This is a genomic window from Pseudomonas kribbensis, assembly GCF_003352185.1.
Taxonomy (GTDB): Bacteria; Pseudomonadota; Gammaproteobacteria; order Pseudomonadales; family Pseudomonadaceae; genus Aquipseudomonas; species Aquipseudomonas kribbensis.
The window spans coordinates 3,911,565-3,936,568 of sequence record NZ_CP029608.1; the positions used below are offsets into that span (position 1 = coordinate 3,911,565).

At 60.2% G+C, this 25,004-nt stretch carries 26 protein-coding genes; 14 read left to right on the forward strand and 12 right to left on the reverse strand.

All coding sequences use genetic code 11. The annotated features are described in order from the left end of the window. Nucleotides 1-14: 14 nt before the first annotated feature. Together DLD99_RS17830 and DLD99_RS17835 are read right to left on the reverse strand one after the other, a co-directional pair. On the reverse strand, nt 15-650 hold the full coding sequence (locus DLD99_RS17830; RefSeq protein ID WP_114883991.1) for a lytic polysaccharide monooxygenase auxiliary activity family 9 protein: 636 nt from the start codon (nt 648-650) through the stop codon (nt 15-17). 223 nt (nt 651-873) lie between these two features. After that, entirely contained in the window at nt 874-1,311 is a 438-nt protein-coding gene (locus DLD99_RS17835) for a hemerythrin domain-containing protein (RefSeq protein ID WP_085712365.1), read from the reverse strand. A gap of 137 nt (nt 1,312-1,448) precedes the next feature. Here DLD99_RS17835 and DLD99_RS17840 point away from each other — a divergent pair, with 137 nt between their 5' ends. Beyond that, complete coding sequence (locus DLD99_RS17840; RefSeq protein WP_085712366.1) at nt 1,449-1,874, forward strand: GNAT family N-acetyltransferase; 426 nt, start codon at nt 1,449-1,451, stop codon at nt 1,872-1,874. Between the two features lie 65 nt (nt 1,875-1,939). Here DLD99_RS17840 and DLD99_RS17845 read toward each other — a convergent pair whose 3' ends face one another. Continuing rightward, entirely contained in the window at nt 1,940-2,290 is a 351-nt protein-coding gene (locus DLD99_RS17845) for a hypothetical protein (protein WP_114883993.1), read from the reverse strand. Nucleotides 2,291-2,424: 134 nt separating this feature from the next. On the opposite strand from DLD99_RS17845, the gene DLD99_RS17850 reads away from it, so the two are divergent. The 8 genes from DLD99_RS17850 to DLD99_RS17885 all read left to right on the forward strand — a co-directional run bounded on the left by DLD99_RS17850 (nt 2,425) and on the right by DLD99_RS17885 (nt 7,028). Beyond that, on the forward strand, nt 2,425-2,754 hold the full coding sequence (locus tag DLD99_RS17850; RefSeq protein WP_085712368.1) for a DUF6388 family protein: 330 nt from the start codon (nt 2,425-2,427) through the stop codon (nt 2,752-2,754). A gap of 25 nt (nt 2,755-2,779) precedes the next feature. Further along, on the forward strand, nt 2,780-3,484 hold the full coding sequence (locus DLD99_RS17855) for a YoaK family protein (protein ID WP_114883995.1): 705 nt from the start codon (nt 2,780-2,782) through the stop codon (nt 3,482-3,484). A gap of 77 nt (nt 3,485-3,561) precedes the next feature. Then, nucleotides 3,562-3,954: a sulfurtransferase complex subunit TusD gene (gene tusD / locus DLD99_RS17860; protein ID WP_114886736.1), complete on the forward strand. Its 393-nt coding sequence runs from the start codon at nt 3,562-3,564 to the stop codon at nt 3,952-3,954. A gap of 1 nt (nt 3,955) precedes the next feature. Continuing rightward, entirely contained in the window at nt 3,956-4,312 is a 357-nt protein-coding gene (gene tusC / locus DLD99_RS17865) for a sulfurtransferase complex subunit TusC (protein WP_064597714.1), read from the forward strand. Continuing rightward, nucleotides 4,312-4,605, forward strand: a complete 294-nt coding sequence (gene tusB / locus DLD99_RS17870; RefSeq protein ID WP_114883996.1) for a sulfurtransferase complex subunit TusB — start codon at nt 4,312-4,314, stop codon at nt 4,603-4,605. Before tusC ends, tusB begins: the two co-directional genes overlap by 1 nt. Continuing rightward, nucleotides 4,602-4,937: a TusE/DsrC/DsvC family sulfur relay protein gene (locus tag DLD99_RS17875; protein ID WP_007958196.1), complete on the forward strand. Its 336-nt coding sequence runs from the start codon at nt 4,602-4,604 to the stop codon at nt 4,935-4,937. The genes tusB and DLD99_RS17875 overlap by 4 nt, the downstream gene beginning before the upstream one ends. Beyond that, the gene (locus tag DLD99_RS17880; RefSeq protein ID WP_114883998.1) at nt 4,934-5,935 is read left to right on the forward strand and encodes a glycosyl transferase family protein; all 1,002 of its coding nucleotides are present in this window, start codon (nt 4,934-4,936) and stop codon (nt 5,933-5,935) included. The genes DLD99_RS17875 and DLD99_RS17880 overlap by 4 nt, the downstream gene beginning before the upstream one ends. 91 nt (nt 5,936-6,026) lie before the next feature. Continuing rightward, nucleotides 6,027-7,028: a glutathione S-transferase family protein gene (locus DLD99_RS17885; RefSeq protein ID WP_114884000.1), complete on the forward strand. Its 1,002-nt coding sequence runs from the start codon at nt 6,027-6,029 to the stop codon at nt 7,026-7,028. Between the two features lie 116 nt (nt 7,029-7,144). On the opposite strand, the gene cysG is transcribed toward DLD99_RS17885, so the two are convergent. The 6 genes from cysG to DLD99_RS17915 form a co-directional block, all read right to left on the reverse strand. Continuing rightward, a complete protein-coding gene (gene cysG, locus DLD99_RS17890; RefSeq protein ID WP_114884001.1) occupies nt 7,145-8,539 on the reverse strand; it encodes a siroheme synthase CysG in 1,395 nt (464 codons plus the stop codon). Then, nucleotides 8,540-9,820: a serine--tRNA ligase gene (gene serS / locus DLD99_RS17895; protein WP_114884003.1), complete on the reverse strand. Its 1,281-nt coding sequence runs from the start codon at nt 9,818-9,820 to the stop codon at nt 8,540-8,542. Between the two features lie 15 nt (nt 9,821-9,835). After that, nucleotides 9,836-10,210: a fluoride efflux transporter CrcB gene (gene crcB, locus DLD99_RS17900; RefSeq protein WP_085712376.1), complete on the reverse strand. Its 375-nt coding sequence runs from the start codon at nt 10,208-10,210 to the stop codon at nt 9,836-9,838. After that, the gene (locus tag DLD99_RS17905; protein ID WP_114884005.1) at nt 10,210-11,532 is read right to left on the reverse strand and encodes a replication-associated recombination protein A; all 1,323 of its coding nucleotides are present in this window, start codon (nt 11,530-11,532) and stop codon (nt 10,210-10,212) included. The genes crcB and DLD99_RS17905 overlap by 1 nt, the downstream gene beginning before the upstream one ends. A 24-nt stretch (nt 11,533-11,556) precedes the next feature. Beyond that, nucleotides 11,557-12,177 carry an outer membrane lipoprotein periplasmic chaperone LolA gene (lolA, locus tag DLD99_RS17910; protein WP_007958184.1) on the reverse strand — a complete coding sequence of 207 codons (621 nt, stop codon included), beginning with the start codon at nt 12,175-12,177 and terminating at the stop codon, nt 11,557-11,559. A gap of 65 nt (nt 12,178-12,242) precedes the next feature. Next, nucleotides 12,243-14,651 carry a DNA translocase FtsK gene (locus DLD99_RS17915; protein WP_085712378.1) on the reverse strand — a complete coding sequence of 803 codons (2,409 nt, stop codon included), beginning with the start codon at nt 14,649-14,651 and terminating at the stop codon, nt 12,243-12,245. Between the two features lie 475 nt (nt 14,652-15,126). Here DLD99_RS17915 and aat point away from each other — a divergent pair, with 475 nt between their 5' ends. The 3 genes from aat (at nt 15,127) to infA (ending at nt 16,904) form a co-directional block, all read left to right on the forward strand. Next, nucleotides 15,127-15,807 (forward strand): leucyl/phenylalanyl-tRNA--protein transferase, encoded by a 681-nt coding sequence (gene aat, locus DLD99_RS17920; RefSeq protein ID WP_114884007.1) that lies wholly within the window; start codon nt 15,127-15,129, stop codon nt 15,805-15,807. 58 nt (nt 15,808-15,865) lie between these two features. Beyond that, the gene (locus tag DLD99_RS17925; protein ID WP_114884009.1) at nt 15,866-16,573 is read left to right on the forward strand and encodes an arginyltransferase; all 708 of its coding nucleotides are present in this window, start codon (nt 15,866-15,868) and stop codon (nt 16,571-16,573) included. Between the two features lie 112 nt (nt 16,574-16,685). Then, nucleotides 16,686-16,904: a translation initiation factor IF-1 gene (gene infA, locus DLD99_RS17930; RefSeq protein ID WP_002553999.1), complete on the forward strand. Its 219-nt coding sequence runs from the start codon at nt 16,686-16,688 to the stop codon at nt 16,902-16,904. Nucleotides 16,905-17,716: 812 nt separating this feature from the next. Here the strand turns inward: infA and clpA are convergent. Together clpA and clpS are read right to left on the reverse strand one after the other, a co-directional pair. Continuing rightward, nucleotides 17,717-19,987, reverse strand: a complete 2,271-nt coding sequence (clpA, locus tag DLD99_RS17935) for an ATP-dependent Clp protease ATP-binding subunit ClpA (RefSeq protein ID WP_085712381.1) — start codon at nt 19,985-19,987, stop codon at nt 17,717-17,719. A gap of 30 nt (nt 19,988-20,017) precedes the next feature. After that, nucleotides 20,018-20,401 (reverse strand): ATP-dependent Clp protease adapter ClpS, encoded by a 384-nt coding sequence (gene clpS, locus DLD99_RS17940; protein WP_011334948.1) that lies wholly within the window; start codon nt 20,399-20,401, stop codon nt 20,018-20,020. Between the two features lie 224 nt (nt 20,402-20,625). Here clpS and DLD99_RS17945 point away from each other — a divergent pair, with 224 nt between their 5' ends. Beyond that, the gene (locus DLD99_RS17945; protein WP_114884011.1) at nt 20,626-20,907 is read left to right on the forward strand and encodes a cold shock domain-containing protein; all 282 of its coding nucleotides are present in this window, start codon (nt 20,626-20,628) and stop codon (nt 20,905-20,907) included. A gap of 79 nt (nt 20,908-20,986) precedes the next feature. On the opposite strand, the gene icd is transcribed toward DLD99_RS17945, so the two are convergent. Further along, nucleotides 20,987-22,243, reverse strand: a complete 1,257-nt coding sequence (gene icd, locus DLD99_RS17950) for an NADP-dependent isocitrate dehydrogenase (protein WP_085712383.1) — start codon at nt 22,241-22,243, stop codon at nt 20,987-20,989. Between the two features lie 481 nt (nt 22,244-22,724). On the opposite strand from icd, the gene DLD99_RS17960 reads away from it, so the two are divergent. Next, nucleotides 22,725-24,950 carry an NADP-dependent isocitrate dehydrogenase gene (locus DLD99_RS17960; RefSeq protein ID WP_114884013.1) on the forward strand — a complete coding sequence of 742 codons (2,226 nt, stop codon included), beginning with the start codon at nt 22,725-22,727 and terminating at the stop codon, nt 24,948-24,950. The last annotated feature ends 54 nt before the right edge of the window (nt 24,951-25,004 follow it).

Consider the following 25,004-nt stretch of genomic DNA (forward strand, 5'->3'; position numbering starts at 1 on the left):
TAGGTGTTGCGGACTTATTTGAAGTCCACATCGAAGGCCTGATAGAAGGCGTTGCCGGTGTTGGCGACGATCCACATCAGGACGATGACGTGACGACCTTGCTTGTTGGCCGGAAGTTTCACCGCGTGATTGACCTTGGCCTTCAGCTCCGCCGAATGACTGTAGTACGGCACTTGCGGATAGAAGTCCTCGGCGAACGGTTTTGTTTCCAGTTGCGCACGAGTGATGCGTTGTTTCGGGTCCCAGCCATCCTTGGTGATCAGCCAGCGGTAACCGCGAGTGGTGTGCGGCGCGGTGTATTCCCATTTCACTTCGAGGGTCTGGCCAGGGGTGACGTTGAGCAGCGGCCAGGTGAACGGGCGACCGAGTTTCTTGCTCATTTCCTCGTCGGTGAAGTTCACACAGTCACGGGCGTCGTCCTTGCCGCCACTGAGAATGTGCCCGTCGGCCGGTGGCACGACACTCGGGTTGTCCGACTCGAAAGGCGCCGGGAACGGACCGGCCACCAGTGCCGGGAAGTTCTTGCCGCCTTCCATCTCGTTGACCTGCCAGCCACCGAGCAATCCTTGTTCGATAGCCACCGCACCGCGGCTTGCAGGGGAAATGACGCGACCGTGTCGCAGTTGGGTTTGAGCTTGTGGTTGATTCATGTTTTTCACTCCATTGATTTAAGAACTCTCCTTTCCGGGGAGAGGCCTTCAAGCTAACGGAGGGGGATTTTTTGTCCATCGGCGGTTTTGTCGCAGACCGTCTTGGCAATAGTCGAAAAACACCGAAAATACTGGATATAAATACAGTTCATTGCGACGACGCTCACCCGACGCATGGCAAAAAGCCTACACGGCGTCATTACAAAAACCTGCATTCAAGCACTCAGGGAAGTTGCGCCTTGAACTCCTTTTCATACTGCCCGGCGAGCTGTTCTTTCTGTTTGTCGTCGAGCAGCTTGCCGGCCATCTGGAAGAACTTCTGCTCCTCTTCCTTCAAGTGGTGATGGACTTTGTCCGAGAGCTTTTTCGCCGTGGCCAGCCAGGCTGGACTGGACATTTCGGTCTCGTCGAGCTCCTCCATCATTTCGTCCATTTCATGGTGTTCGGCGATGGCGTGGCGACTGAGATCGACCCCGTTGTCGAACTCCATCAACGGGATGTAGAAGTGGCGCTCTTCGGCGGTCTCGTGGGCTTGCAGCTCGGCCTTCAGTTGCTTGTAGGCTTCGACGCGTTCCGGGGTGTCGCCGCTGGTCTTGATCAAGGTCTTGGCATAGCCGCGCTGGCGATCATGGCTCTCGCGAAGGGCTTCGAAAATATTCATGGACTCTCCTCGGCAAACGCATTCGGAATGAACGCCTTCTAGGGCTAGACCCCGGCGCGGGAGCAACGGTTCCGGGCGATTGCTTCAATCGACTGCCGCACGATAGGCTGCGGGTTCATTACTACAAGGAAGACAACATGACGTTGCGGATCGAGCTGTCACAGGACCCCACCGAAGAACAGCGCGCAGCCATCCTCGCGCCCCTGCGTGCCTATAACATCGCCAAGGCCGGCCCTTCGCTGTACGAGCCGGTCGCGCTGCTGGTGCGCGACGATAACGACGCGATCCTCGGTGGCCTTTATGGGCACACGTTCTATCGGTGGCTGTTCATCGAGTTGCTGGCCGTGCCGGAAGAAGGCCGGGGCCAGGGTATCGGCTCGAAACTGATGCAGATGGTGGAGGAATTTGCGCGAGAAAAAGACTGCGTGGGAATCTGGCTCGACACCTTTGAGTTTCAGGCGCCCGGTTTCTACAAGAAGCTTGGCTACGTCGAGTGTGGCGAGATCAAGGATTATCCGCTGGGGCACAAGCGGCACTTTTTCCAGAAACGCTTGATTGATTGAGTTCAGCGCCCCCTCGCCAGCAAACTGGCGAGGGTCGTAGACACTTCAGCGGATTAAACCGCTCGTTACAGACAGGTCGCCAACGCTGCCAACCGTCGCTTGGCGACAAAGTCGTCCTTCTGCGCGTAGTAATTCAGCACCGTGCCGGACGCATCCGTGGTCAAGTCGACGAACGACTCCGCCGAACGGGTGTAGACCGTCGAGCCGCCCTTCTTGCCCGGTTGCAGATAGGCCGCCGCATCCACGCCGAACACTGCTTCGTCCTGCCAGGCGAATTGCACACATTCGGCCACGACTTTTTCAGGCTTGTCCGAATTCAGGATCTTGTAAGGAGTTTGAGTGCGGGCGTCTTCCATCACCGAACCCGCGCAACCGGCCAGCAGGGTTGCCGCCAGTGCCACCATCAGCATTCGCATTGCATTCGCTCATTCGGAAAAAAGCGGACTGTATCACCGCAACGCGCAAAATCGTTCTGCTTTACTGCATTTAGCGCGCGACACCCGCCGACAGCTGCGGCACATTAAGGTCATCAGCCCCACAAGGAACCCCCATGGCGCCTACCGACCAGCGACATGAACATGCCCTCAAACTGTTTCTCGACGCACGCCCCGAGCTGCGCGAAACCCTCGACCATCTCAATCCGTTACTGGCCCAGGCCAAAGGCGAAACCCCGGCACAGTACCGCGAGGAACGTCTGCACGAAGCCTTTGAAGCAGAGGCCGAAAGCCAGGGTCTGTTCGCCTGGGAGTTGACGCTGCAACTGACCGCAGCCACTCCCGAGGAATATCAGGCGCAACGCCTGGAAGTGCACCGCGAAGTGGCAGAGATGGCCGGCATGGACTGGTTGGAATATTGCGACCTTTATGGCATAGAACCCTGACCTCTACGCAAGGACATCCGCGCCAATGCTGCCAACCGCCTCGACTCACCGCGCCAGCCCCGGCCACTTGCACACGCAAAAATGGCGCGGTCGCATAGGGCTGGCAATGGTGGCCGCGCTCTCGGTGCTGGCGGGGATGACCGATGCCATCGGCTTCATGGCCAGCGGCGACTTCGTTTCATTCATGAGCGGCAATACCACACGGCTGGCGGTGGCGATCAGTGATGGCGATATGAGTCTGACGCTGCGGCTGATGATCCTCGTCGCCACGTTCATCGTCGGCAACGCCCTCGGTGTGGTGATCGGCCGCCTCGGCGGGCGCCGCGCACTGCCGTTGCTGCTGTGCATCGCGACGCTGCTTTGCGGGGCTGCTGCCTGGCCGTCAGAGGTGCAACTGCCGGCGTTGCTGGCGGCAATCATCGCCATGGGCATGCTCAATGCTGCGGTGGAGGAAGTGAACGGTCTGGCGGTCGGGCTGACCTATGTCACCGGAGCGCTCTCGCGGTTCGGCCGCGGTCTGGGGCGCTGGATCATGGGCGAGCGACGCAATGGCTGGCGCGTGCAACTGGTGCCGTGGAGCGGCATGTTCATTGGCGCCATCCTCGGTGCCGTGCTGGAGCATCACCTGGGGCTCAAAGCGCTGTACGCCAGCGGATTGCTGGCTGCGTTGATCGGCCTGGTCTCGCTGAAAATCCCCCGACGCTGGCAGTTGGGTTACATGCCGCGCTGACGTCTGCGGCAACATCGACTTCGCCGCCCCGCCGAGAAAGCTTTATCATGGCCGCAGTTTTGCTGATCGAGTCCGTCATGAAGTTCGCCATCGCACTGTTTTCCGCCGCCCATGCGCCCTCCTCGCGCCGTGCCCTGCTGTTCGCGCAGGCTGCGCTGGCCGGCGGGCATGAAATTGTCCGGCTGTTTTTCTATCAGGACGGGGTCTACAACGCGTCCGACGCCGTGGTCACGCCGCAGGACGAACTGGACCTGCCCAAGCAGTGGCGAGCCTTTATCACCGAACAAAACCTCGACGGCGTGGTGTGCATCGCCGCCGCCCTGCGCCGTGGCGTGTTGAATGCCGAGGAAGCCGGGCGTTATCAGCGTGATGCCGTGGCGGTCAGCGCGCCGTGGGAATTGTCCGGCCTCGGTCAGTTGCATGACGCGGTGCAGGACGCCGACCGTCTGATCTGCTTCGGAGGCGCATGACATGGCCAAATCCCTTCTGATCATCAGCCGTCAATCGCCATGGTCCGGCCCCGGCGCCCGTGAAGCGCTGGATATCGTGTTGGCTGGCGGCGCCTTCGATCTGCCGATCGGTTTGCTGTTTCTCGACGACGGTGTGTTGCAACTGGCCGCCGGGCAAAATGCCAAGGCCCTGCAACAGAAAGACCTGAGCGCCAACCTGCAAGCGCTGCCGATGTTCGGTGTCGAAGAGCTGTTCTACTGCGCCGACAGCGCCAGTGTTCGCGGCCTCGGCGATCGTTCGCTGGACGAGGCGCAGCCTTTGGCCGCCGATGAAATCACCGCCCTTATTGACCGTTACGACCAGGTGATCACCCTCTGATGTCGACTTTGCATGTGTTGTCTCATTCCCCGTTCGGCGACGAACGCCTGACCAGTTGCCTGCGTCTGCTCGGCACTGCCGACGCGCTGCTGCTGTGCGGTGATGCCGCTTATGCGCTGCAACCCGGCACCGCGCCGTTCAATGCGCTGGAAACCCGTCGGGTGAAATTGTTCGTGCTGGCTGAAGACGCGCAAGCCCGCGCCGTGCAGGTTCCGGACTGGGCCGAAGCCATCGATTATCCGGCCTTCGTCGAACTGTCGATTCATCACGACAAGGTCAACAGCTGGCTATGAATGCGCTGACCGTCGGCGCCCGCGCCATTGAACTGGATAAGGACGGCTTCTTGGTCGATCTCAACGACTGGTCGGCAGAGGTCGCGAGCGCCCTCGCCGCTGCCGAAGACATCGAACTGAGCCCGGAACACTGGGAAGTCCTCGAACTGCTGCGCAGCTTCTATGCCGAATTCCAGCTATCGCCGGCCACCCGGCCGCTGATCAAGTACACCGCGCTCAAGCTCGGCGCGGAGAAAGGCAACAGCCTGCACCTGAACCGACTGTTCAAAGGCACCCCTGCCAAACTCGCCGCGAAACTGGCGGGCCTGCCCAAACCGACGAATTGCCTATGACCGACTATCCAGCGCTGACCCTCGAAACGCCCGCCGAGCATCCGTTCGCCCAGTTCGTGCGCATCCTCGGCAAGGGCAAGCGCGGCGCCCGCGACCTGACCCGCGAGGAAGCCCGGGAAGCCATGGGCATGGTGCTCGACGAAGCGGTTGAAGAAACCCAGCTCGGCGCTTTCCTGATGCTGCTGCGGCACAAGGAAGAAAGCGCCGAGGAAATGGCCGGTTTCACCGAGGCCCTGCGCGAACGTCTGCAGGCGCCGGCGCTGAACGTGGAACTGGACTGGCCGACCTATGCCGGCAAGAAGCGTCACCTGCCGTGGTATCTGCTGGCGGCCAAGTGCCTGGCGCAGAACGGCGTGCGCATCTTCATGCACGGCGGCGGCGCGCACACCGCCGGGCGTTTGTATTCCGAACAACTGCTCGGTGAATTGAACATTCCGCTGTGCCGCAACTGGCAACAGGTCGGCAGGGCGCTGGATAACGGCGGCCTGGCCTTCATGCCGCTGGTGGACTGGGCGCCACAGCTGCAACGGATGATCGACCTGCGCAACACCCTCGGTTTGCGCTCGCCGATCCACTCGCTGGCGCGGATTCTCAATCCTTTGGGCGCGCGTTGCGGTTTGCAGAGCATTTTCCACCCCGGCTACCAAGCGGTGCACCGCGATGCCAGCGGTCTGCTGGGCGATACGGCGATCGTAATCAAGGGCGACGGCGGCGAAATCGAGATCAACCCGGATGCCGACAGCCACTTGTACGGCACCACTGGCGGCGAGAGCTGGGACGAGGAATGGCCGCAGTTGTCGGCGCAGCGTCACGTCAAACCGGCGTCGCTGGATATCGAACATCTGAAAGCCGTCTGGCGCGGTGATGTGGTCGACAGCTACCCGCAAATGGCGCTGATTTCGACCATGGCGTTGGCGCTGCGTGGTCTTGGCCAAAACCGGGAACAGGCGTTCGAAATCGCCGAGCAATACTGGGCTGCACGGAACAAATCGATTTAACCGATCATTCACGCCCGATCTTTGCGCTTTTTGTTCGAACTCACCGGAATAGACTCCACTCCAACGATTATTGGTTTCTGGAGTCTTGATCATGGGTTTACTCGTCGACGGCCGTTGGCAGGACAAGTGGTACGAAAGCAGCAAGGACGGCGCGTTCCAGCGCGAACAGGCGCAGCGCCGCAATTGGGTCACTCGCAATGGCGAGCCGGGCCCGAGCGGTGAAGGCGGTTTCGCTGCCGAGGCCGGGCGTTATCACCTTTACGTTTCCCTCGCCTGCCCTTGGGCGCACCGCACGCTGATCCTGCGCAAGCTCAAGGGCCTGGAAAGCCTGATCGACGTTTCAGTCGTCAGCTGGCTGATGCTGGAAAACGGCTGGACCTTCGACCAGAACCTCGGCTCGACCGGCGACAAGCTCGACCACTTCGACTTCATGCACCAGCGCTACACCGCTGACACCGCCGACTACACCGGGCGCGTCACCGTGCCGGTGCTGTGGGACAAGAAGCTCAAGCGCATCGTCAGCAACGAATCGGCGGAGATCATCCGCATGTTCAACAGCGCCTTCGATGACTTGACCGGCAACGATCTGGACTTCTATCCGGCGCCATTGCGCAGCGAGATCGATGCGCTGAACGAGCGGATCTACCCCGCCGTGAACAACGGCGTATACCGCGCCGGGTTTGCCACCTCGCAGCAGGCCTATGAAGAGGCGTTCGATGATGTGTTCGCCGAACTCGATCATCTGGAGCAGGTGCTCGGTGCCAACCGTTATCTGACGGGCGAATACCTGACCGAGGCGGATGTGCGGTTGTTCACCACGTTGATTCGTTTCGACGCGGTGTATCACGGGCACTTCAAATGCAATCTGCGGCGGATCAGCGATTATCCGAATCTGTCGAACTGGCTGCGTGAGATGTACCAGTGGCCGGGCGTTGCCGAGACCGTGGATTTCCAGCACATCAAGAACCACTACTACGGCAGCCACAAGACCATCAACCCGACCGGGGTGGTGCCGAAGGGGCCGGAGCAGGATTTCACTGTTGCCCATGACCGGAGCCGGTTGGGCGGAAAAGGGGTTTGGCGCAGGGGCTGAGTTGTTCAGCGTTTTTGAAGGCCTCTTCGCGAGCAGGCTCGCTCCCACATTGGATCTGTGTCCTGCACAAATCCCCTGTGGGAGCGAGCCCGCTCGCGAATGGGGTTACTCGGTTTTCAGACCTGAGCCTGAGCGCCCTCGAACCACGCCAGTTTCTCGCGCAGTTGCACCACTTCGCCGACGATCACCAGTGTCGGCGCATGCACTTCATGCTCCGCCACAAGACGCGGCAGGTCGGCCAGGGTGCCGGTGAAGACCCGCTGATTGACCGTGGTGCCCTGCTGGATCAACGCTGCCGGGGTATCGGCCGCACGACCATGCTTGATCAACTGCTCGCAGATGACTGGCAGCCCCACCAGGCCCATGTAGAACACCAGCGTCTGCGCCGGCGCGACGAGGTCGGCCCACGGCAGATCGGTGGAACCGTCCTTCAGGTGCCCGGTGACGAAACGTACCGACTGCGCGTAATCGCGATGGGTCAGCGGAATACCGGCATACGCCGCGCAACCGCTGGCCGCCGTGATGCCCGGCACCACCTGGAACGGGATGCCGTGGGCCGCCAGTTCCTCGATCTCTTCGCCGCCACGGCCGAAGATGAACGGATCCCCGCCCTTCAACCGCACCACACGCTTGCCGGCCTTGGCCAGATCCACCAGTTGCTGGTTGATCTGATCCTGCGGCACGGCGTGATCGGCGCGACGCTTGCCGACGTAAACCCGCTCGGCATCGCGACGGCACAGCTCAAGAATCGCCGGCGCCACCAAGCGGTCGTACAGCACCACATCGGCTTGCTGCATCAGGCGTAAGGCACGGAAGGTCAACAGATCCGGATCGCCCGGCCCTGCGCCCACCAGATACACCTCGCCGGTCGCCACGGTCGCTTCGCCATCGATTTTCGCCTGCAACAGACGCTCGGCTTCGGCGCCCTGCCCGGCCAGCTGGCGGTCGGCAATCGGGCCCTGGAAAACGTCTTCCCAGAACGCGCGACGCTGCTGCACATCGGGAAACAGGCCTTTGACCTGATCACGAAAACGCGCGGCCAGACCGGCCAGATGGCCGTAGGTCGAAGGAATCCAGGTTTCGATCTTGGCGCGAATCAGCCGGGCCAGCACCGGCGCATCGCCGCCGCTGGACACCGCGATGATCAACGGTGAACGATCAACAATCGCCGGGAAAATCACGCTGCACAGCGCCGGCGCATCCACCACGTTGACCGGCACGCAACGCCGATGGGCATCGGCGGAGACTTGCGCGTTCAAGGCTTCGTCGTCGGTGGCGGCAATGATCAGCCCGCAACCGTCCAGATCCGTCTCGGCGTAACCGCGCAACAGGCATTCGCCACCGCTGGTGGCAACCAGTTCGCGCAGTTGTGCTTCGATTTCAGGTGCGACCACCCGCAGCAGCGCACCGGCATCGGCCAGCAGGCGGGATTTGCGCAAGGCAATCTCCCCCCCACCGACAACCAACACACGACTGCCGCGCAGGTTGTGAAACAGCGGCAGATATTTCATTTAGCCGATGACCTCGAGGCCACCCATGTATGGCTTCAGCACGTCCGGCACGCGGATCGAACCGTCGGCCTGCTGGTAGTTTTCCAGCACGGCCACCAGGGTACGACCGACCGCCAGGCCGGAACCGTTCAGGGTGTGCACCAGCTCAGGCTTGCCGGTTTCCGGGTTGCGGAAACGCGCCTGCATGCGGCGGGCCTGGAAGTCGCCGCAGTTGGAGCACGACGAGATTTCACGGTATTTGTCCTGGCTCGGGATCCACACTTCCAGGTCGTAAGTCTTGACCGCACTGAAGCCCATGTCGCCGGTGCACAGCGCCAGGGTACGGTAAGGCAGACCCAGCAGTTGCAGGACTTTCTCGGCGTTGGCGGTCAGGCTTTCCAGCGCGTCCATCGACGTCGACGGCTCGACGATCTGCACCATCTCGACCTTGTCGAACTGGTGCTGGCGGATCATGCCGCGAGTGTCACGACCCGATGCGCCGGCTTCGCTGCGGAAACACGGCGTGTGGGCGACGAACTTGATCGGCAGTTGTTTCGAATCGACGATTTCACCGGCCACGATGTTGGTCAGCGACACTTCAGCGGTCGGGATCAGGTACAGATCGGCTTCGCCTTCACGACCGATCTTGAACAGGTCTTCTTCGAACTTCGGCAGTTGACCGGTGCCTTGCAGCGCCGGGGCCTGAACCAGATAAGGCGTGTAGGCCTCTTCATAGCCGTGCTCGGTGACGTGCAGGTTGATCATGAACTGCGCCAGTGCGCGATGCAGACGGGCAATCGGGCCGCGCAGCAGCGCGAAACGCGCGCCGGACAGCTTGGCGGCGGTTTCGAAGTCGAGCCAGCCGAACTTCTCGCCCAGGGCTACGTGGTCCTGAACCGGGAAGTCAAAGGCAGTCGGGGTGCCCCAGCGGCGGACTTCGACGTTGCCGTCCTCGTCTTCACCGACCGGTACCGACTCATGCGGCAGGTTCGGAATGCCCAGCAGGATCGAGTCCAGTTCGGTCTGGATCGCGTCCAGCTCGACTTTACCGGCGCTCAGTTCGCCCGCCATGCGCTCGACGTCCGCCATCAGCGGCGCGATGTCTTCGCCGCGCTGCTTGGCCTGACCGATGGATTTGGAACGCGCGTTACGCTCAGCCTGCAGTGCTTCGGTGCGGGTCTGGACGGTCTTGCGCTGTTCTTCCAGCGCTTCGATGCGCGCGACATCCAGGGCAAAGCCACGGGAAGCCAGGCGGTCCGCTACGTCCTGGAGGTTGCTACGTAACAGTTTGGAATCGAGCATGTCGGTTTCTCGTTATCAAAGTTTGGTCAGGGACAGGCCGGCCCACGTCGCGAGCAGCCCGCCGAATACGCTGATGGCCGCATAGCCCAGGGCCAGCGGCACTTGCCCGCTTTCCAGCAGACGCACCGTATCCAGTGAAAAGGATGAAAAAGTCGTCAGCCCCCCGAGGAAGCCGACCATCAACCCGGCGCGCACCTCGATCGGTACTTCCGGGCGTATCAAAAACAGGCCGTACAACACGCCGATCAACAGGCAGCCCACGATATTAACGGCCAGCGTCGCGGTATAGAAGTGCCGCGGCCAATTGGCGTTGACCCAATTGCCGGTGGCGAAGCGCAACAAGGTGCCGGCAACCCCGCCGACGGAGACTGCAACGATCAATGGGACCACTATTTTCTCCGCTGCCGGGGGCTTAAACGATCGAGTTGAGCAAGGTGGTTGAGCTTCTCGCCGATCTTCAACTCTAGGCCACGGGGCACCGGTTGGTAGAACGGAATCGGGTCGAGTTCTTCCGGGAAATAGTCTTCGCCGGCGGCATAGGCGTCCGGCTCGTCATGGGCGTAGCGGTATTCGTCGCCGTAACCCAATTGCTTCATCAGTTTGGTCGGTGCGTTGCGCAGATGCAGCGGCACTTCCAGCGAGCCGTGTTCGGCGGCGGCGCGCAGCGCGGTCTTGAAGCCCATGTACACCGCGTTGCTTTTCGGCGCACAGGCCAGATAGGTGATGGCCTGAGCCACTGCCAACTCACCTTCCGGACTGCCAAGACGCTCCTGTACTTCCCACGCGGCCAGGCACAGGCTCAGGGCACGGGGATCGGCATTGCCGATGTCTTCGCTGGCCATGCGCACAACGCGGCGAGCCAGGTACAGCGGATCGCAGCCGCCGTCGATCATTCGCGCGAACCAGTACAACGCGCCGTCCGGGTTCGAACCGCGCACCGATTTGTGCAGCGCGGAAATCTGGTCGTAGAACGCCTCACCGCCCTTGTCGAATCGCCGGCGTGTGTCACCGAGCAGGCTTTGCAGCAGCTCGGTGCCCATCTCGCTGTTGTCTTCGGCCAGGTCCGAGGCGTTCTCCAGCAGATTCAGCAAACGCCGGCCATCGCCATCGGCGGCAGACAACAACATCTGAAAGCCTTCATCACTGAGGGTCAGATGCCGCTTGCCCAGGCCACGGTCTTCGGTGAGGGCGCGGTGCACCAGTTTGCGCAACGCCGCTTCGTCGAGGCTCTTGAGTACATAGACCCGCGCCCGCGACAGCAATGCGTTGTTCAATTCGAAGGAAGGGTTTTCGGTGGTCGCACCGATGAAGATCAGCGTGCCGTCTTCAACGTACGGCAGAAAGGCGTCCTGTTGAGACTTGTTGAAGCGGTGCACTTCATCGACAAACAGGATCGTGCGCTTGCCGTACTGGCCGGCCTGCTGCTTGGCGATCTCCACCGCCTGACGGATCTCTTTGACGCCAGCCAATACGGCCGACACCGTTTCGAAGTGCGCATCCGAGACTTCCGCCAGCAACCGCGCCAGGGTGGTCTTGCCCACGCCCGGCGGGCCCCAGAAGATCATCGAATGCAGGGCGCCCTGCTCCAGCGCTTCGCGCAGTGGTTTGCCGCGAGCGAGCACGTGTTCCTGACCGACGTACTCATCCAGATTGGTCGCCCGCAAACGGGCGGCCAGTGGCTGGGCAATCGGTGCACTGCGAAACAGATCCATCACGTAGCGTTGAAACCTCTGTGTTTATTCCTGGATCACATCGGCACCCTTCGGGATGTCGAACTTGAACTTCGAGGCCGGGACCGCTTCGTTGGCCTTCACCCCGGTGAACAGGATGTTGGTGCGCTGGCCGACGCTGTCGATCAGTTGCATGTCATTGACCAGACCGTTGCGGAACGACAGGCGCAGGCTGTCGAACAGGGTGTCCTTGGTTTTCGGCTTCAGGGTGAAGTCGATCACGCCGCCCGCCTCTTTCGCACTGATATCGAAGCTCTGGCTGATCTTCGACACGTCACCGGACAGCAACAGGGCCGGGGTCTGGGTCAGACGCTCGTCCAGTTTCTTGATGGTGGCCTGCTCCAGATCCGGGTCCCACAAGGTGACTTTCTTGCCGTCGGAGACCATGGTCTGCTCGGCCGGCGCATTGGTGTGCCAGTAGAACAGGCCCGGGCGCTGCAGGGTCATGTCGCCGGTGGTTTCCTGCAACTGGGTGCCGCTGCCGTCGAGGGTCAGCTGGGAGAAATTGGCCGTCAGGGTCTTGGATGTTTCCAGCAATTGGGTCAGGCGAGCCACATCCTTGTCATCGGCGTGAGCCGTGAGGGTGGTCAGAGCCAGTACCGGCAGCAACATGCGGATAAGACGCATGGGAGTCCTCTTGAATACGCGTGGGAAAGTGGACGGCGCCTCATGCACCGCCCATTGCATTTGAATCAGTCGCGCACCGGGCCAGGGGCCAGGACTTCGCGGGAACCGTTGGTGTTCATGGACGTCACGACGCCGGCCATTTCCATGGCTTCGATCATGCGCGCGGCACGGTTGTAGCCGATCTTCAGCTTGCGCTGTACGGCGGAAATGGAGGCACGACGGCTTTCCAGCACGAACTGCACGGCTTCGTCGTACAGCGCGTCGGCTTCCGGATCATCACCGTCACCACCGCCGCTGCTGCCTTCGAAACCACTGCCCGCCTCTTCGACACCGTTGAGGATGTCGTCGTTGTATTCCGGCGCGCCGCGCAGTTTCCAGGCTTCCACCACCCGATGCACTTCATCGTCGGATACGAAGGCGCCGTGAACCCGGATCGGCAGGCTGGTGCCCGGCGGCATGTAGAGCATGTCACCGTGGCCGAGCAGTTGTTCGGCACCGCCCTGGTCGATGATGGTCCGGGAGTCGATCTTGCTCGATACCTGGAACGCCATGCGCGTCGGGATGTTGGCCTTGATCAGACCGGTGATCACGTCCACCGACGGCCGCTGGGTCGCGAGGATCAGGTGGATACCGGCCGCACGCGCCTTCTGGGCAATACGGGCGATCAGTTCTTCAACCTTCTTGCCGACGATCATCATCATGTCGGCGAATTCGTCCACGACCACGACGATGGTCGGCAGCTTCTGCAGCAGCGGCGCTTCGTCGTGGATGCTTTCGCGCTTGTACAGCGGATCGCTCAACGGCTCGCCGGCGTCCTGGGCTTCCTTGACCTTGGCATTGAAGCCGGACAGGTTTCGCACGCCCATCTTCGCCATCAGCTTGTAGCGGCGTTCCATCTCGGCAACGCTCCAGCGCAGGGCGTTGGCGGCGTCCTTCATGTCGGTCACGACCGGGCACAGCAGGTGCGGAATGCCTTCGTAGATCGACAGTTCCAACATTTTCGGGTCGATCATGATCAGCTTGGCGTCGTCCGGGCCGGACTTGAACAGGATCGACAGGATCATCGCGTTCACGCCCACCGACTTACCGGAACCGGTGGTACCGGCCACCAGCAGGTGCGGCATCTTCGCCAGGTCGGTGATGACCGGCTTGCCGCCGATGTCGTGGCCCAGGGCCAGGGTGACCGGCGACTTGAAGTTGTCGTACTCGGGGGTCGACAGCACTTCGGAAAAGCGCACGATCTGGCGGTCTTCGTTAGGGATCTCGATACCGACCGTGGTCTTGCCCGGAATCACCTCGACCACCCGCACGCTGGTCACGGCCAGCGAACGAGCAAGGTCTTTCGCCAGGTTGGCGATACGGCTGACCTTCACACCGGCAGCCGGCTGGATTTCGTAACGGGTAATGACCGGGCCCGGATGGATCGAATCCACGGTGACTTCGACGCCGAACTCCTTGAGCTTGATCTCCAGCAAGTGGCCGACCGCTGCCAGGGATTCGGGCGAATAATTGAGTTGTTTCTTTTCCGCAGGATCGAGGATCGAGATCGGCGGCAAGGTGCCTTCCACGGCGCTGTCGACAAACAACGGCACCTGTTTCTCTTTCTGCACGCGCTTGCTCGGCTCCGGCGCCTTGACCGGGGCCGGGGCGATGACCGGCGGAACCTGCTTCTCGCGCTCGGACATGTGTTTGCTCAGGGCCTGCTCGCGCTCGATCAGGCGTTCCTTGACCTTGGCCTGCTCGCGCTTGTCGGTGACGGTCGGCGCGACCACGTCGTGCACCCGGTCATCGACTTCACGCAGTTGCGCCACCAGTTGCTTGCGCTCGGTACGCGCCGACCACCAGCGATTGATCGCACCCTGGAACAGTTCGAACAGGTCGAGGGTGATCTTGCCGGTGACGTCCATCACCTTGAACCACGACAGGTCGGTGAACACGGTCAGGCCGAACAGGAACAGGGCAATGAACAGCAATGTGCTGCCCTGAATGTTCAGGGCATTGCGGGCCAGGTCACCGAGGCTTTCACCCAGCGCGCCACCCGCACCGGCCGGCAACGCGGTGGCCGCATGGAAATGAATGTGCGCCAGCGCGGCGCCGGACAGCACCAGAAACACCAGGCCGATCAGGCGCCAGGAAAACAGCCAGCCGCTCCACTGCCACGGCTCGTGGCGCTGACGGAAGATCTGATACGCCTTGATTGCCAGCAGCAACGGGAAGATGTATGCGAAGTAACCCAGCACCATGAACAGAATGTCAGCGCTGTAGGAGCCCGCCGGGCCGCCGAAATTCTGCACGTCGTCGATCTTGCTGTTGTGGCTCCAGCCCGGATCGTCCTTGCCGTAGGTCAGCAAGGCCATCATCAGGAACAGGCACAGAGCGCCGATGGCGATCAATGCACCTTCCTTGAGCCGGTAGTGCAATTGCTGGCGCCAAAGCGGAACGACTGTTTTTGGTGCTTCCGTGGATTTCTTCAAAACGCTTCTTTTCCTGCGCCAGCGGCGCGTCCATCTATTGAATGACGATAAAAAACTGCCCAATCCAGGCAGGTAAAAAATTGACGGGCGCAACTGAGACTACTTTTAACACTGCGCCCGGTCTTTTATAAACACGGCACGCTGCGAATATTCTGTAACAGCCCGGCATTGTACGGGTTTGCGCGTTCGATGCCATGCTTCGAACCCCATGTTCAAGCATAGCCAAGCAGACCAAACCTGCGACGCAATTTGAGCATGCATTGTCTTTTGTGACAAAGGCTTATGAGGTGTATTTGATGAACGTAGCGAAGCATGCACCCTCAAGCTCGTCGCCCGTCTACGACCGCATCCTGAAAGGCAAGTTGCAGCAGCGTCGACTTCGCGCAGGTTCGGGAGGACATTCGCGCCATTTAACGGCACACTTTGCAACGGGCCCCGCCGCCCACCGCCCTCCCCTTCTGCAAGCCTGGACGCCATGCTGACTTGGTTACAACGCAATTCACTGACTTTCCCGCCACTGGAAAAGGCCATGCGCGATCCCAACGGATTGCTGGCGGCTGGCGGTGACCTGTCCGCCGATCGCCTGATCCAGGCCTATCGCCACGGCTGCTTTCCGTGGTTCTCCGAAGGACAGCCCATTCTCTGGTGGTCGCCGGATCCGCGCACCGTATTGTTTCCCGACGAACTGCATGTCTCGCGCAGCCTGGGCAAACTGCTGCGCCAGCAACGCTATCAAGTGACCTTCGACAAGGACTTCGAAGCGGTTATCCGCGCCTGCGCCGCGCCACGGGATTACGCCGATGGCACCTGGATCACCGAGGCCATGCAGGATGCCTACATTGAACTGCACCAGCGGGGCTTCGCCCATTCAGTGGAAGTGTGGGATGAGGGCAAACTGGTCGGCGGCCTCTATGGCCTGGCGATGGGGCAGCTGTTTTTCGGTGAATCGATGTTCAGTCGCGCCGACAATGCCTCCAAGTACGGCTTTGCCACACTGGTACGGCACCTGAAAGACTCGGGGTTCGTGCTGATCGACTGCCAGATGCCGACCGATCATCTGCACAGCCTGGGCGCCCGGGCAATTTCCCGCCCCGCCTTTGCCGAGTATCTGGCTCGACACCTCGACCGGCCCAATTTGGCCACCTGGGTTTGCTGAGCGACTTTTGCGCGCGTGGCTTACACTTAATTCACCAGCTTACCCCTGAGGGTTGATCATGACCGAGTTGGCGCGGTTGAAGTTTTATGCCACTCAGCCTCACTCCTGCAGTTATCTGCCCGAGGAACAGGCCACGACCCTGTTTCTCGACCCGAGCCAGCCCATGGATGTGCATGTCTACGCAGACCTGTCGGAAATGGGCTTTCGTCGCAGCGGCGATCATCTGTACCGCCCGCATTGCCAGAACTGCAATGCCTGCGTGCCTGCGCGCATTCCGGTGGCGCAGTTCAACCCGAATCGCCAACAAAAGCGCATTTTCAAACGAAACGCCGACTTGCAGGTGCGCCCGGTCAAACCGGCCTTCAGCGAAGAGTATTTCGATCTTTATCAGCGCTACATCGAACAGCGCCACGCCGACGGCGACATGTACCCGCCAAGCCGTGATCAATTCTCGACTTTTCTGGTTCGCGACCTGCCCTTCTCACGCTTCTATGAGTTTCGGCTCGACGGACGGTTGCTGGCCGTCGCCGTCACCGACCTGCTGCCCAACGGCCTGTCGGCGGTCTATACCTTTTACGAACCGGATGAAGAGCGTCGCAGCCTGGGACGCTACGCCATCCTCTGGCAAATCGGCGAAGCCCAGCGGCTGGGGCTCGAAGCGGTGTACCTGGGTTACTGGATCAAAAACTGCAAAAAGATGAACTACAAGACCCAATATCGACCTATCGAACTGCTGATTAATCAGCGCTGGGTTATCCTGAACTGAATGCAAGCCCTAAACCCCTTGGCGTAAACCCCATTTTTCGGGCACAATGCACGCCGCTTTTGCCTGGCGCAGTTGCACCGGGCCATTCATTGGATACCGAGGGCTTTACTGCATGTCGAAAGAAGACAGCTTCGAAATGGAAGGCACTGTCGTCGACACCCTGCCCAACACCATGTTTCGTGTGGAGTTGGAAAATGGGCACGTCGTAACCGCGCATATTTCCGGCAAGATGCGCAAGAACTACATTCGTATTCTTACCGGTGACAAAGTGCGCGTCGAGCTGACGCCCTATGACTTGAGCAAAGGGCGTATTACTTACCGCGCTCGCTAATCAAGTCAATACAAGACGCCCGGCATTTGCCGGGCGTTTTTGTTTGTCTGGGATTTAGCGTGTTGGGTTTGTGCTTGATTTTTTGGGGCATATCCGTTGCTTCGGGTGCTGCCGCTGGCGGTTTCGCTCTTACGGCGAGTCACCTTTTCCAAACGCCGGAATGCCGGCCCAGCGAAAAGTAAGCAAAAGGCTTTGCCCCGGCGTACGGCACTTCGCTTAGGCTCAGTGTTCCCTCGCTACGGTGTCCATCAGGGGGCATCGCCTACGGTTTGCTTCGCTGCACCTCCTCTCGATGAATGCGGCTTCGCCGCACGGCGCTGCGCGCCTACCCCCTGATGGACACCTCCGCTCGGCCTGCCGAAGGGGCAAAAAATCAAAAGCCAGAGCCAGAGCAAAAGCCAGATCAAGAGCCCCCGCTCCTCACCACTCAACACGATGAGCGTTAGCTCGAGTACCGCTTTTTGATCGCAGGGCCCGTCGGCAGGCTGAGTGGAGGGATTGATCCGGGGGTGGGAGCGCAGCGACCGTTTGGCGAAGCCAAACACATCGAGAGGAGGTGCAGCGAAGCAAACCGTAGGCGATGCCCCCGGATCGATCCCGGAGCGAAGGAACCCCGAGCCTCAGCGAGGGGCCGTACGTAAGGGTAGAGACCTTTTGGTTACTTTTGGCTGGGCCGGCATTCCGGGCGTTTGCCAAAAGTGACCCGCCGTAAGGGCGGAACCATAAGCCGCAGCACCCGAAGAAACGGATATTCACACCCAACAACCAGACAACAAAAAGGCGCCCGAAGGCGCCTTTTCACTTACCAGCCATCAAGCCATTTCTGCGGTGGTCTCGAAGTCAAACGTCAGCTCACCATCCTTGATGTCGATGTGCACCACACCGCCATGCTCGGCCAGTTCGCCAAACAGAATCTCCTCCGCCAGCGGACGCTTGATCTTGTCCTGGATCAGACGCGCCATCGGGCGAGCGCCCATTGCAGAGTCGTAGCCACCGGCCGCGAGCCAGCTGCGCGCCGCGTCGGTAACCTCCAGAAGCACCCGCTTGTCTTCCAGCTGCGCCTGAAGTTCGGTAAGGAACTTGTCCACCACGCTTTTGATGACCTCGTGACTGAGGCGACCAAATTGAATGATGGTGTCCAGGCGGTTGCGGAATTCCGGCGTAAAGCTCTTCTTGATCACTTCCATCGCATCGGACGAGTGGTCCTGATGAGTGAAACCGATCGAAGCACGCGCCGCGGTTTCGGCACCGGCGTTGGTGGTCATGATCACGATCACGTTGCGGAAATCCGCCTTGCGCCCGTTGTTGTCGGTCAGCGTGCCGTGGTCCATCACCTGCAGCAGCAGGTTGAAGACTTCCGGATGCGCCTTCTCGATTTCATCGAGCAGCAATACGCAATGCGGTTGCTTGGTAATCGCCTCGGTCAGCAGACCGCCCTGGTCGAAACCGACATAACCCGGAGGCGCACCGATCAGACGCGATACGGTGTGGCGCTCCATGTACTCGGACATGTCGAAACGAACCAGCTCGATCCCCAGCGCCTTGGCCAATTGCCGCGCGGCCTCGGTTTTACCGACACCGGTAGGCCCGGCGAACAGGAACGAACCGACCGGTTTGTCCGGCGATTTGAGGCCGGCACGGGACAGCTTGATCGCGGTCGACAGCGAATCGATCGCCGCATCCTGACCAAACACCGTCAATTTCAGGTCGCGCTCCAGGTTACGCAGCAGCTCCTTGTCGGAACTGGTGACGTGTTTTGGCGGAATCCGTGCGATCTTCGCCACGATGTCCTCGACCTGCGGCACGTCGATGCGTTTCACGCGCTTGTCGACCGGCTGCAGACGCTGGTAGGCGCCCGCCTCGTCGATCACATCGATGGCCTTGTCCGGCATATGCCGGTCATTGATGTAGCGCGATGCCAGTTCTGCAGCGGCGCGCAGCGACTCATCGCTGTACTCGATGTTGTGGTGCTGCTCGAAACGCCCTTTCAGGCCGCGCAGGATGCCGATGGTGTCTTCCACAGACGGCTCGACCACATCGACCTTCTGGAAGCGACGTGCCAGGGCACGGTCTTTTTCGAAGATGCCACGGAATTCCTGGAACGTGGTCGAACCGATGCAGCGAATGTCACCCGACGACAGCAGCGGCTTGAGCAGGTTCGAGGCATCCATGACGCCACCGGACGCAGCACCCGCACCGATGATGGTGTGGATCTCGTCGATGAACAGAATCGCCTGCGGACGTTTTTTCAGCTCACCGAGCAGCGCCTTGAAGCGCTTCTCGAAATCGCCGCGATATTTGGTGCCTGCGAGCAAGGCACCCAGATCGAGGGAATAAACGACGCTGTTGGCCAGCAGATCCGGCACCTGGTTGTCGACAATGCGCTTGGCCAGACCTTCGGCAATCGCGGTTTTACCCACACCTGCCTCGCCTACCAGCAACGGATTGTTCTTGCGCCGCCGCGCGAGAATCTGCGCGACACGCTCGACTTCCGTTTCACGCCCGACCAGCGGATCGATCCGGCCCTGGCGTGCGAGTTCGTTGAGGTTGCTGGCATACGCATCCAGCGGATTGCCTGAAGAAGAAGACTCACCGCCCTCGTCGTCCTGCATATCTTGTTCACCTTCAGAGTGATCGCCATGCCCCGGCACCTTGGAAATGCCATGGGCGATATAGTTGACGACATCGATTCGTGCAACGCTCTGCTGTTTCAGCAGGAACACTGCCTGACTCTCTTGCTCACTGAAGATTGCAACCAGCACATTGGCGCCGGTTACTTCGCGCTTGCCCGAGCTCTGTACATGAAAGACAGCACGTTGCAGCACACGCTGGAAGCCCAGGGTTGGCTGGGTTTCGCGATCTTCGTCATGGACGGGGATCAGCGGCGTGGTGGAGTCGATGAACTCCTGCAGGTCGTGCTTGAGTTTGTCGAGGTTTGCGCCGCAGGCACGCAATACGGTGGCGGCAGCCTCATTGTCCAATAGGGCCAGCAGCAGGTGTTCGACGGTCATGAACTCATGACGCTTCGAACGAGCCTCCTTGAAGGCAAGATTGAGGGTGACTTCGAGCTCGCGGTTTAACATAGCTTCACCTCATACCCAAGTGGTCGGCGATTAACCGTCCTTCTCGATTTCACAGAGTAGCGGATGCTGGCTTTCCCTGGCGTACTGGTTGACCTGCATGGCCTTTGTCTCGGCGATGTCGCGGGTAAACACTCCACATACTGCCCGCCCTTCTGTGTGGACGGCCAGCATGACCTTGGTCGCCAGCTCGCGATTCAGGTTAAAAAACACCTCGAGCACTTCGACGACGAAATCCATCGGTGTGTAGTCATCATTAAACAAAACCACCTTGTACATCGGCGGCGCCTGTAACGCAGGCTTTGCTTCCTGAACAGCAACGCCTGCCGAATCGTCGTCGTGCTCCTGTGGAAGATCCTTTTGGAGAAGCGGGCGATCCTGATTGAATGTTAGTCGAATCTGGCTGATTGCATGCATGGAAAGAAAGGTTCGTCAGTTGTGCAAATACAGTGGTGGGGGCGGCTTGACACGTTTTCAACTCCGACTGCCCGGTCACCTTGACTATCGGGAAAACGGTGTTACAACCAATAGAACCCACAGTGGGTAAAAAAGATCCGCGGAGTCAATCTTTTTAACGGATTCGACTGCGGATGAATTGGATGATACTCCAGCGATGGAGACTGTTGCAGAGGGATTTGAGCATGGTTGTCGGCAAGGTGAAATGGTTCAACAATGCCAAGGGGTTCGGTTTCATCAATACCGACGCCCGCGAGGGGAAAGACGAGGACGGCAAGGAAATCGATTTCTTTGCACACTACTCCGCCATTGAAATGGACGGATACAAAACCCTCAAAGCCGGGCAAATCGTCAAATTCGAGATCGTGCAAGGGCCCAAAGGCCTGCACGCCACAAAAATTCAGAATGTCGAGGCTGCAAAAGACGCCGTCTCGCCAGCAGCTCATCACCAGTCAGTGACCAGCTGAAGCAACCAGAACACCTGCCAGAAAACAAACCGCCCGGCTCGATCACTCGAGCCGGGCGGTTTCGTTGCAGCTGCCTGTCTTACATGTGCTTGACGATCGCCTCACCGAAGCCCGAAGAAGACACTAGCGTGGCGCCTTCCATCAGACGTTCGAAGTCGTAGGTCACGGTCTTGGCCTTGATCGCGCCGTTGGTGCCTTTGATGATCAGATCCGCTGCCTCGGTCCAGCCCAGATGACGCAGCATCATTTCGGCCGACAGGATCACCGAACCCGGGTTGACCTGGTCCTTGCCGGCATATTTCGGCGCGGTACCGTGAGTCGCCTCGAACATGGCCACGGTGTCGGACAGGTTGGCGCCCGGCGCGATACCGATACCGCCCACTTCCGCCGCCAGGGCGTCGGACAGGTAGTCACCGTTCAAGTTAAGGGTGGCGATCACATCGTATTCGGCCGGGCGCAGCAGGATCTGCTGGAGCATGGCATCGGCGATGGCGTCCTTGACGATGACTTCGCGGCCGGTTTTCGGGTTCTTGAATTTCATCCACGGGCCGCCATCCAGCAGCTCGGCACCGAATTCATCCCGCGCGACCTCGTAGCCCCAGTCCTTGAAGGCACCTTCGGTGAATTTCATGATGTTGCCCTTGTGCACGATGGTCAGCGACTTGCGATCGTTGTCCACCACGTATTGCAGGGCCTTGCGCACCAGACGCTTGGTACCTTCTTTCGAAACCGGCTTGATGCCGATACCGCAATCCTGGTCGAAACGGATCTTGGTGACGCCCATTTCCTCTTTCAGGAACTTGATGACCTTGGTGGCCTCAGGGGAGCCGGCCTTCCATTCGATGCCGGCATAGATGTCTTCGGAGTTCTCGCGGAAGATCACCATGTCGACGTCGCCAGGCTTTTTCACCGGGCTCGGTACACCTTCGAACCACACCACAGGGCGCAGGCAGACATAGAGATCGAGCTGTTGACGCAGGGCAACGTTGAGGGAACGGATGCCGCCACCGACCGGGGTGGTCAGCGGGCCCTTGATGGAAACCACGTAATCTTTAACGGCGTCCAGGGTTTCCTGGGGCAGCCAGGTGTCCTGGTCATAGACTTGAGTTGCTTTTTCGCCAGCATAAACCTCCATCCAGGAAATCTTGCGCTTGCCCCCGTAGGCCTTGGCCACGGCAGCATCAACCACTTTGATCATCACAGGGCTGACGTCGACGCCAATGCCGTCACCTTCAATGAAGGGAATGATCGGGTTATCAGGGACATTGAGAGAATGGTCTGCGTTGACGGTGATTTTGTCGCCGACGGCTGGAACCTGAATCTTCTTGTAACCCATGCTGAACTCCATTGTTTGGATTGAACATCTGGCTTGGTTCGAGCGTAACCCAGTTGAATCAACACGCAAACCCTCTGTTCCGGGCGCGGCCACATCTCGTTTCGTACAAGCCTGAAAGCAAAGGGAAAAGCGCCAATCTCAAGCATTCACGGCGACTCTACGCCCCACCCCGCCCTGCGACCTTTAGACCAATGGACGAGAATCGTTGCATATGAACCATCGGCAGATTGCCAGCTACCTATGTATAATGCCGCCCGCTGACCAAAGGGTCACGACGGCTGGCCTCTCTAGCACGAGACTTTCCGCCTGATTGGTCGGGTTGTTACCGCAGTCCGACTGCTTGACGCTCTACTGATGCACCCAACATCACCGCGAAGATTCTCGACATTCGGTTCATGGATGACTTTGAACGAACGCGCTTACCCGGCGCCCCTCGAGTTTCTGCGCACGCTTTAGCAAAGAAGAGAGAGTTAATCCGAATATGCCCACCCGCTCGAAGATCATCTATACCTTCACCGACGAAGCTCCAGCCCTCGCCACCTATTCCCTGCTGCCGATCATCGAGGCTTACACCGCCTCGGCCGATATCGCCGTGGAAACCCGCGATATCTCTCTTGCAGCACGTATTCTGGCCAGCTTCCCCGAGCAACTGGGCGACAAAGCCGTAGCCGACCACCTCGCCGAACTGGGCGACCTGGCCGTTACGCCTGAAGCCAACATCATCAAGCTGCCGAACATCAGCGCCTCGGTTCCGCAACTGCAAGCCGCGATCAAAGAACTGCAAGCCCAGGGCTACAACCTGCCGGACTACCCGGAAACCGTGACCAGCGACGCCGACAAAGACGCCAAGGCGCGTTACGACAAGGTCAAGGGCAGCGCCGTGAACCCGGTTCTGCGTGAAGGCAACTCCGACCGCCGCGCTCCGCTGTCGGTCAAGAACTACGCTCGCAAGCACCCGCACAAAATGGGCGCCTGGGCCAAGGACTCCAAGTCCCACGTCGCTCACATGAGCACCGGCGATTTCTACGGCAGCGAAAAAGCTGCCCTGATCGACGCCGCTGACGCCGTGAAGATCGAGCTGATCGCCAAAGACGGCACCGCGACCGTCCTGAAAGAAAAAACCACCGTTCAGGCGGGCGAGATCCTCGACTGCTCCGTGATGAGCAAAAAGGCCCTGCGCGCGTTCATCGCCGCTGAAATCGACAGCGCCAAGCAACAAGGCGTGCTGCTGTCGGTTCACCTGAAAGCCACCATGATGAAGGTCTCCGACCCGATCATGTTCGGCCAGATCGTTGCCGAGTTCTACAAGGACGCCCTGACCAAGCACGCCGACGTGCTGGCCGAGATCGGCTTCAACCTGAACAACGGCATCGGCGACCTGTACGCCCGCATCAAATCCCTGCCGGCCGAGCAGCAAGCCCAGATCGAAGCTGACGTTCAAGCGGTCTACGCCGTTCGTCCGTCGCTGGCGATGGTCAACTCCGACAAAGGCATCACCAACCTGCACGTGCCGAGCGACGTCATCGTCGACGCCTCGATGCCGGCCATGATCCGTGACTCCGGCAAGATGTGGGGCACCGATGGTCAACTGCACGACACCAAGGCCGTGATCCCGGATCGTTGCTACGCCACCATCTACCAGGCCGTGATCGAAGATTGCAAAGCCAACGGCGCTTTCGATCCGACCACCATGGGCAGCGTGCCAAACGTTGGCCTGATGGCCAAAAAGGCCGAAGAGTACGGTTCCCACGACAAGACCTTCCAGATCAAGGCCGACGGCGTGGTTCGCGTGACCGACAGCAAAGGCACCCTGCTGATGGAACAGGCTGTTGAAGCCGGCGACATCTTCCGCATGTGCCAGACCAAAGACGCGCCGATCCAGGACTGGGTCAAACTGGCCGTCAACCGTGCTCGCGCAAGCAGCACCCCGGCCATTTTCTGGCTGGACCCGATGCGCGCCCACGACGGCGTGGTGATCGAGAAGGTTCAGGCTTACCTGAAGGATCACGACACCGCCGGTCTGGACATCCAGATCATGGCGCCGGTCGACGCGATGAAGTACACCCTGCAGCGCACCCGCGAAGGCAAGGACACCATTTCGGTGACCGGCAACGTACTGCGCGACTACCTGACCGACCTGTTCCCGATCATGGAACTGGGCACCAGCGCCAAGATGCTGTCGATCGTGCCGCTGATGAACGGCGGTGGCCTGTTCGAAACCGGCGCCGGCGGTTCGGCTCCGAAGCACGTGCAGCAACTGGTCGAAGAGAACTTCCTGCGCTGGGATTCGCTGGGTGAATTCCTGGCTCTGGCCGCGTCTCTCGAGCACCTGGGTGTGAACTACAACAACCCGAAAGCGCTGGTTCTGTCCAAGACCCTGGACCAGGCCACTGGCCAGTTCCTGGACAACAACAAGTCGCCATCGCGCAAAGTCGGCAACATCGACAACCGCGGCAGCCACTTCTACCTGGCCATGTACTGGGCACAAGCCCTGGCTGCCCAGACTGAAGACGCTGCACTGCAAGCGCAGTTCGCGACCCTGGCCAAGACCCTGACCGAGAACGAGGCGACCATCGTCGCCGAGCTCAACGCCGTTCAAGGCAAGCCAGTGGACATCGGCGGTTACTACCACGCCAATGCCGAGCTGATCAGCAAGGCCATGCGCCCAAGCGCAACCCTCAACGCGGCGATTGCTGCGCTGGTATAAGGTTGTAAAGGGAACATCACAAACCCCGGCCATGCGCCGGGGTTTGTGTTTATG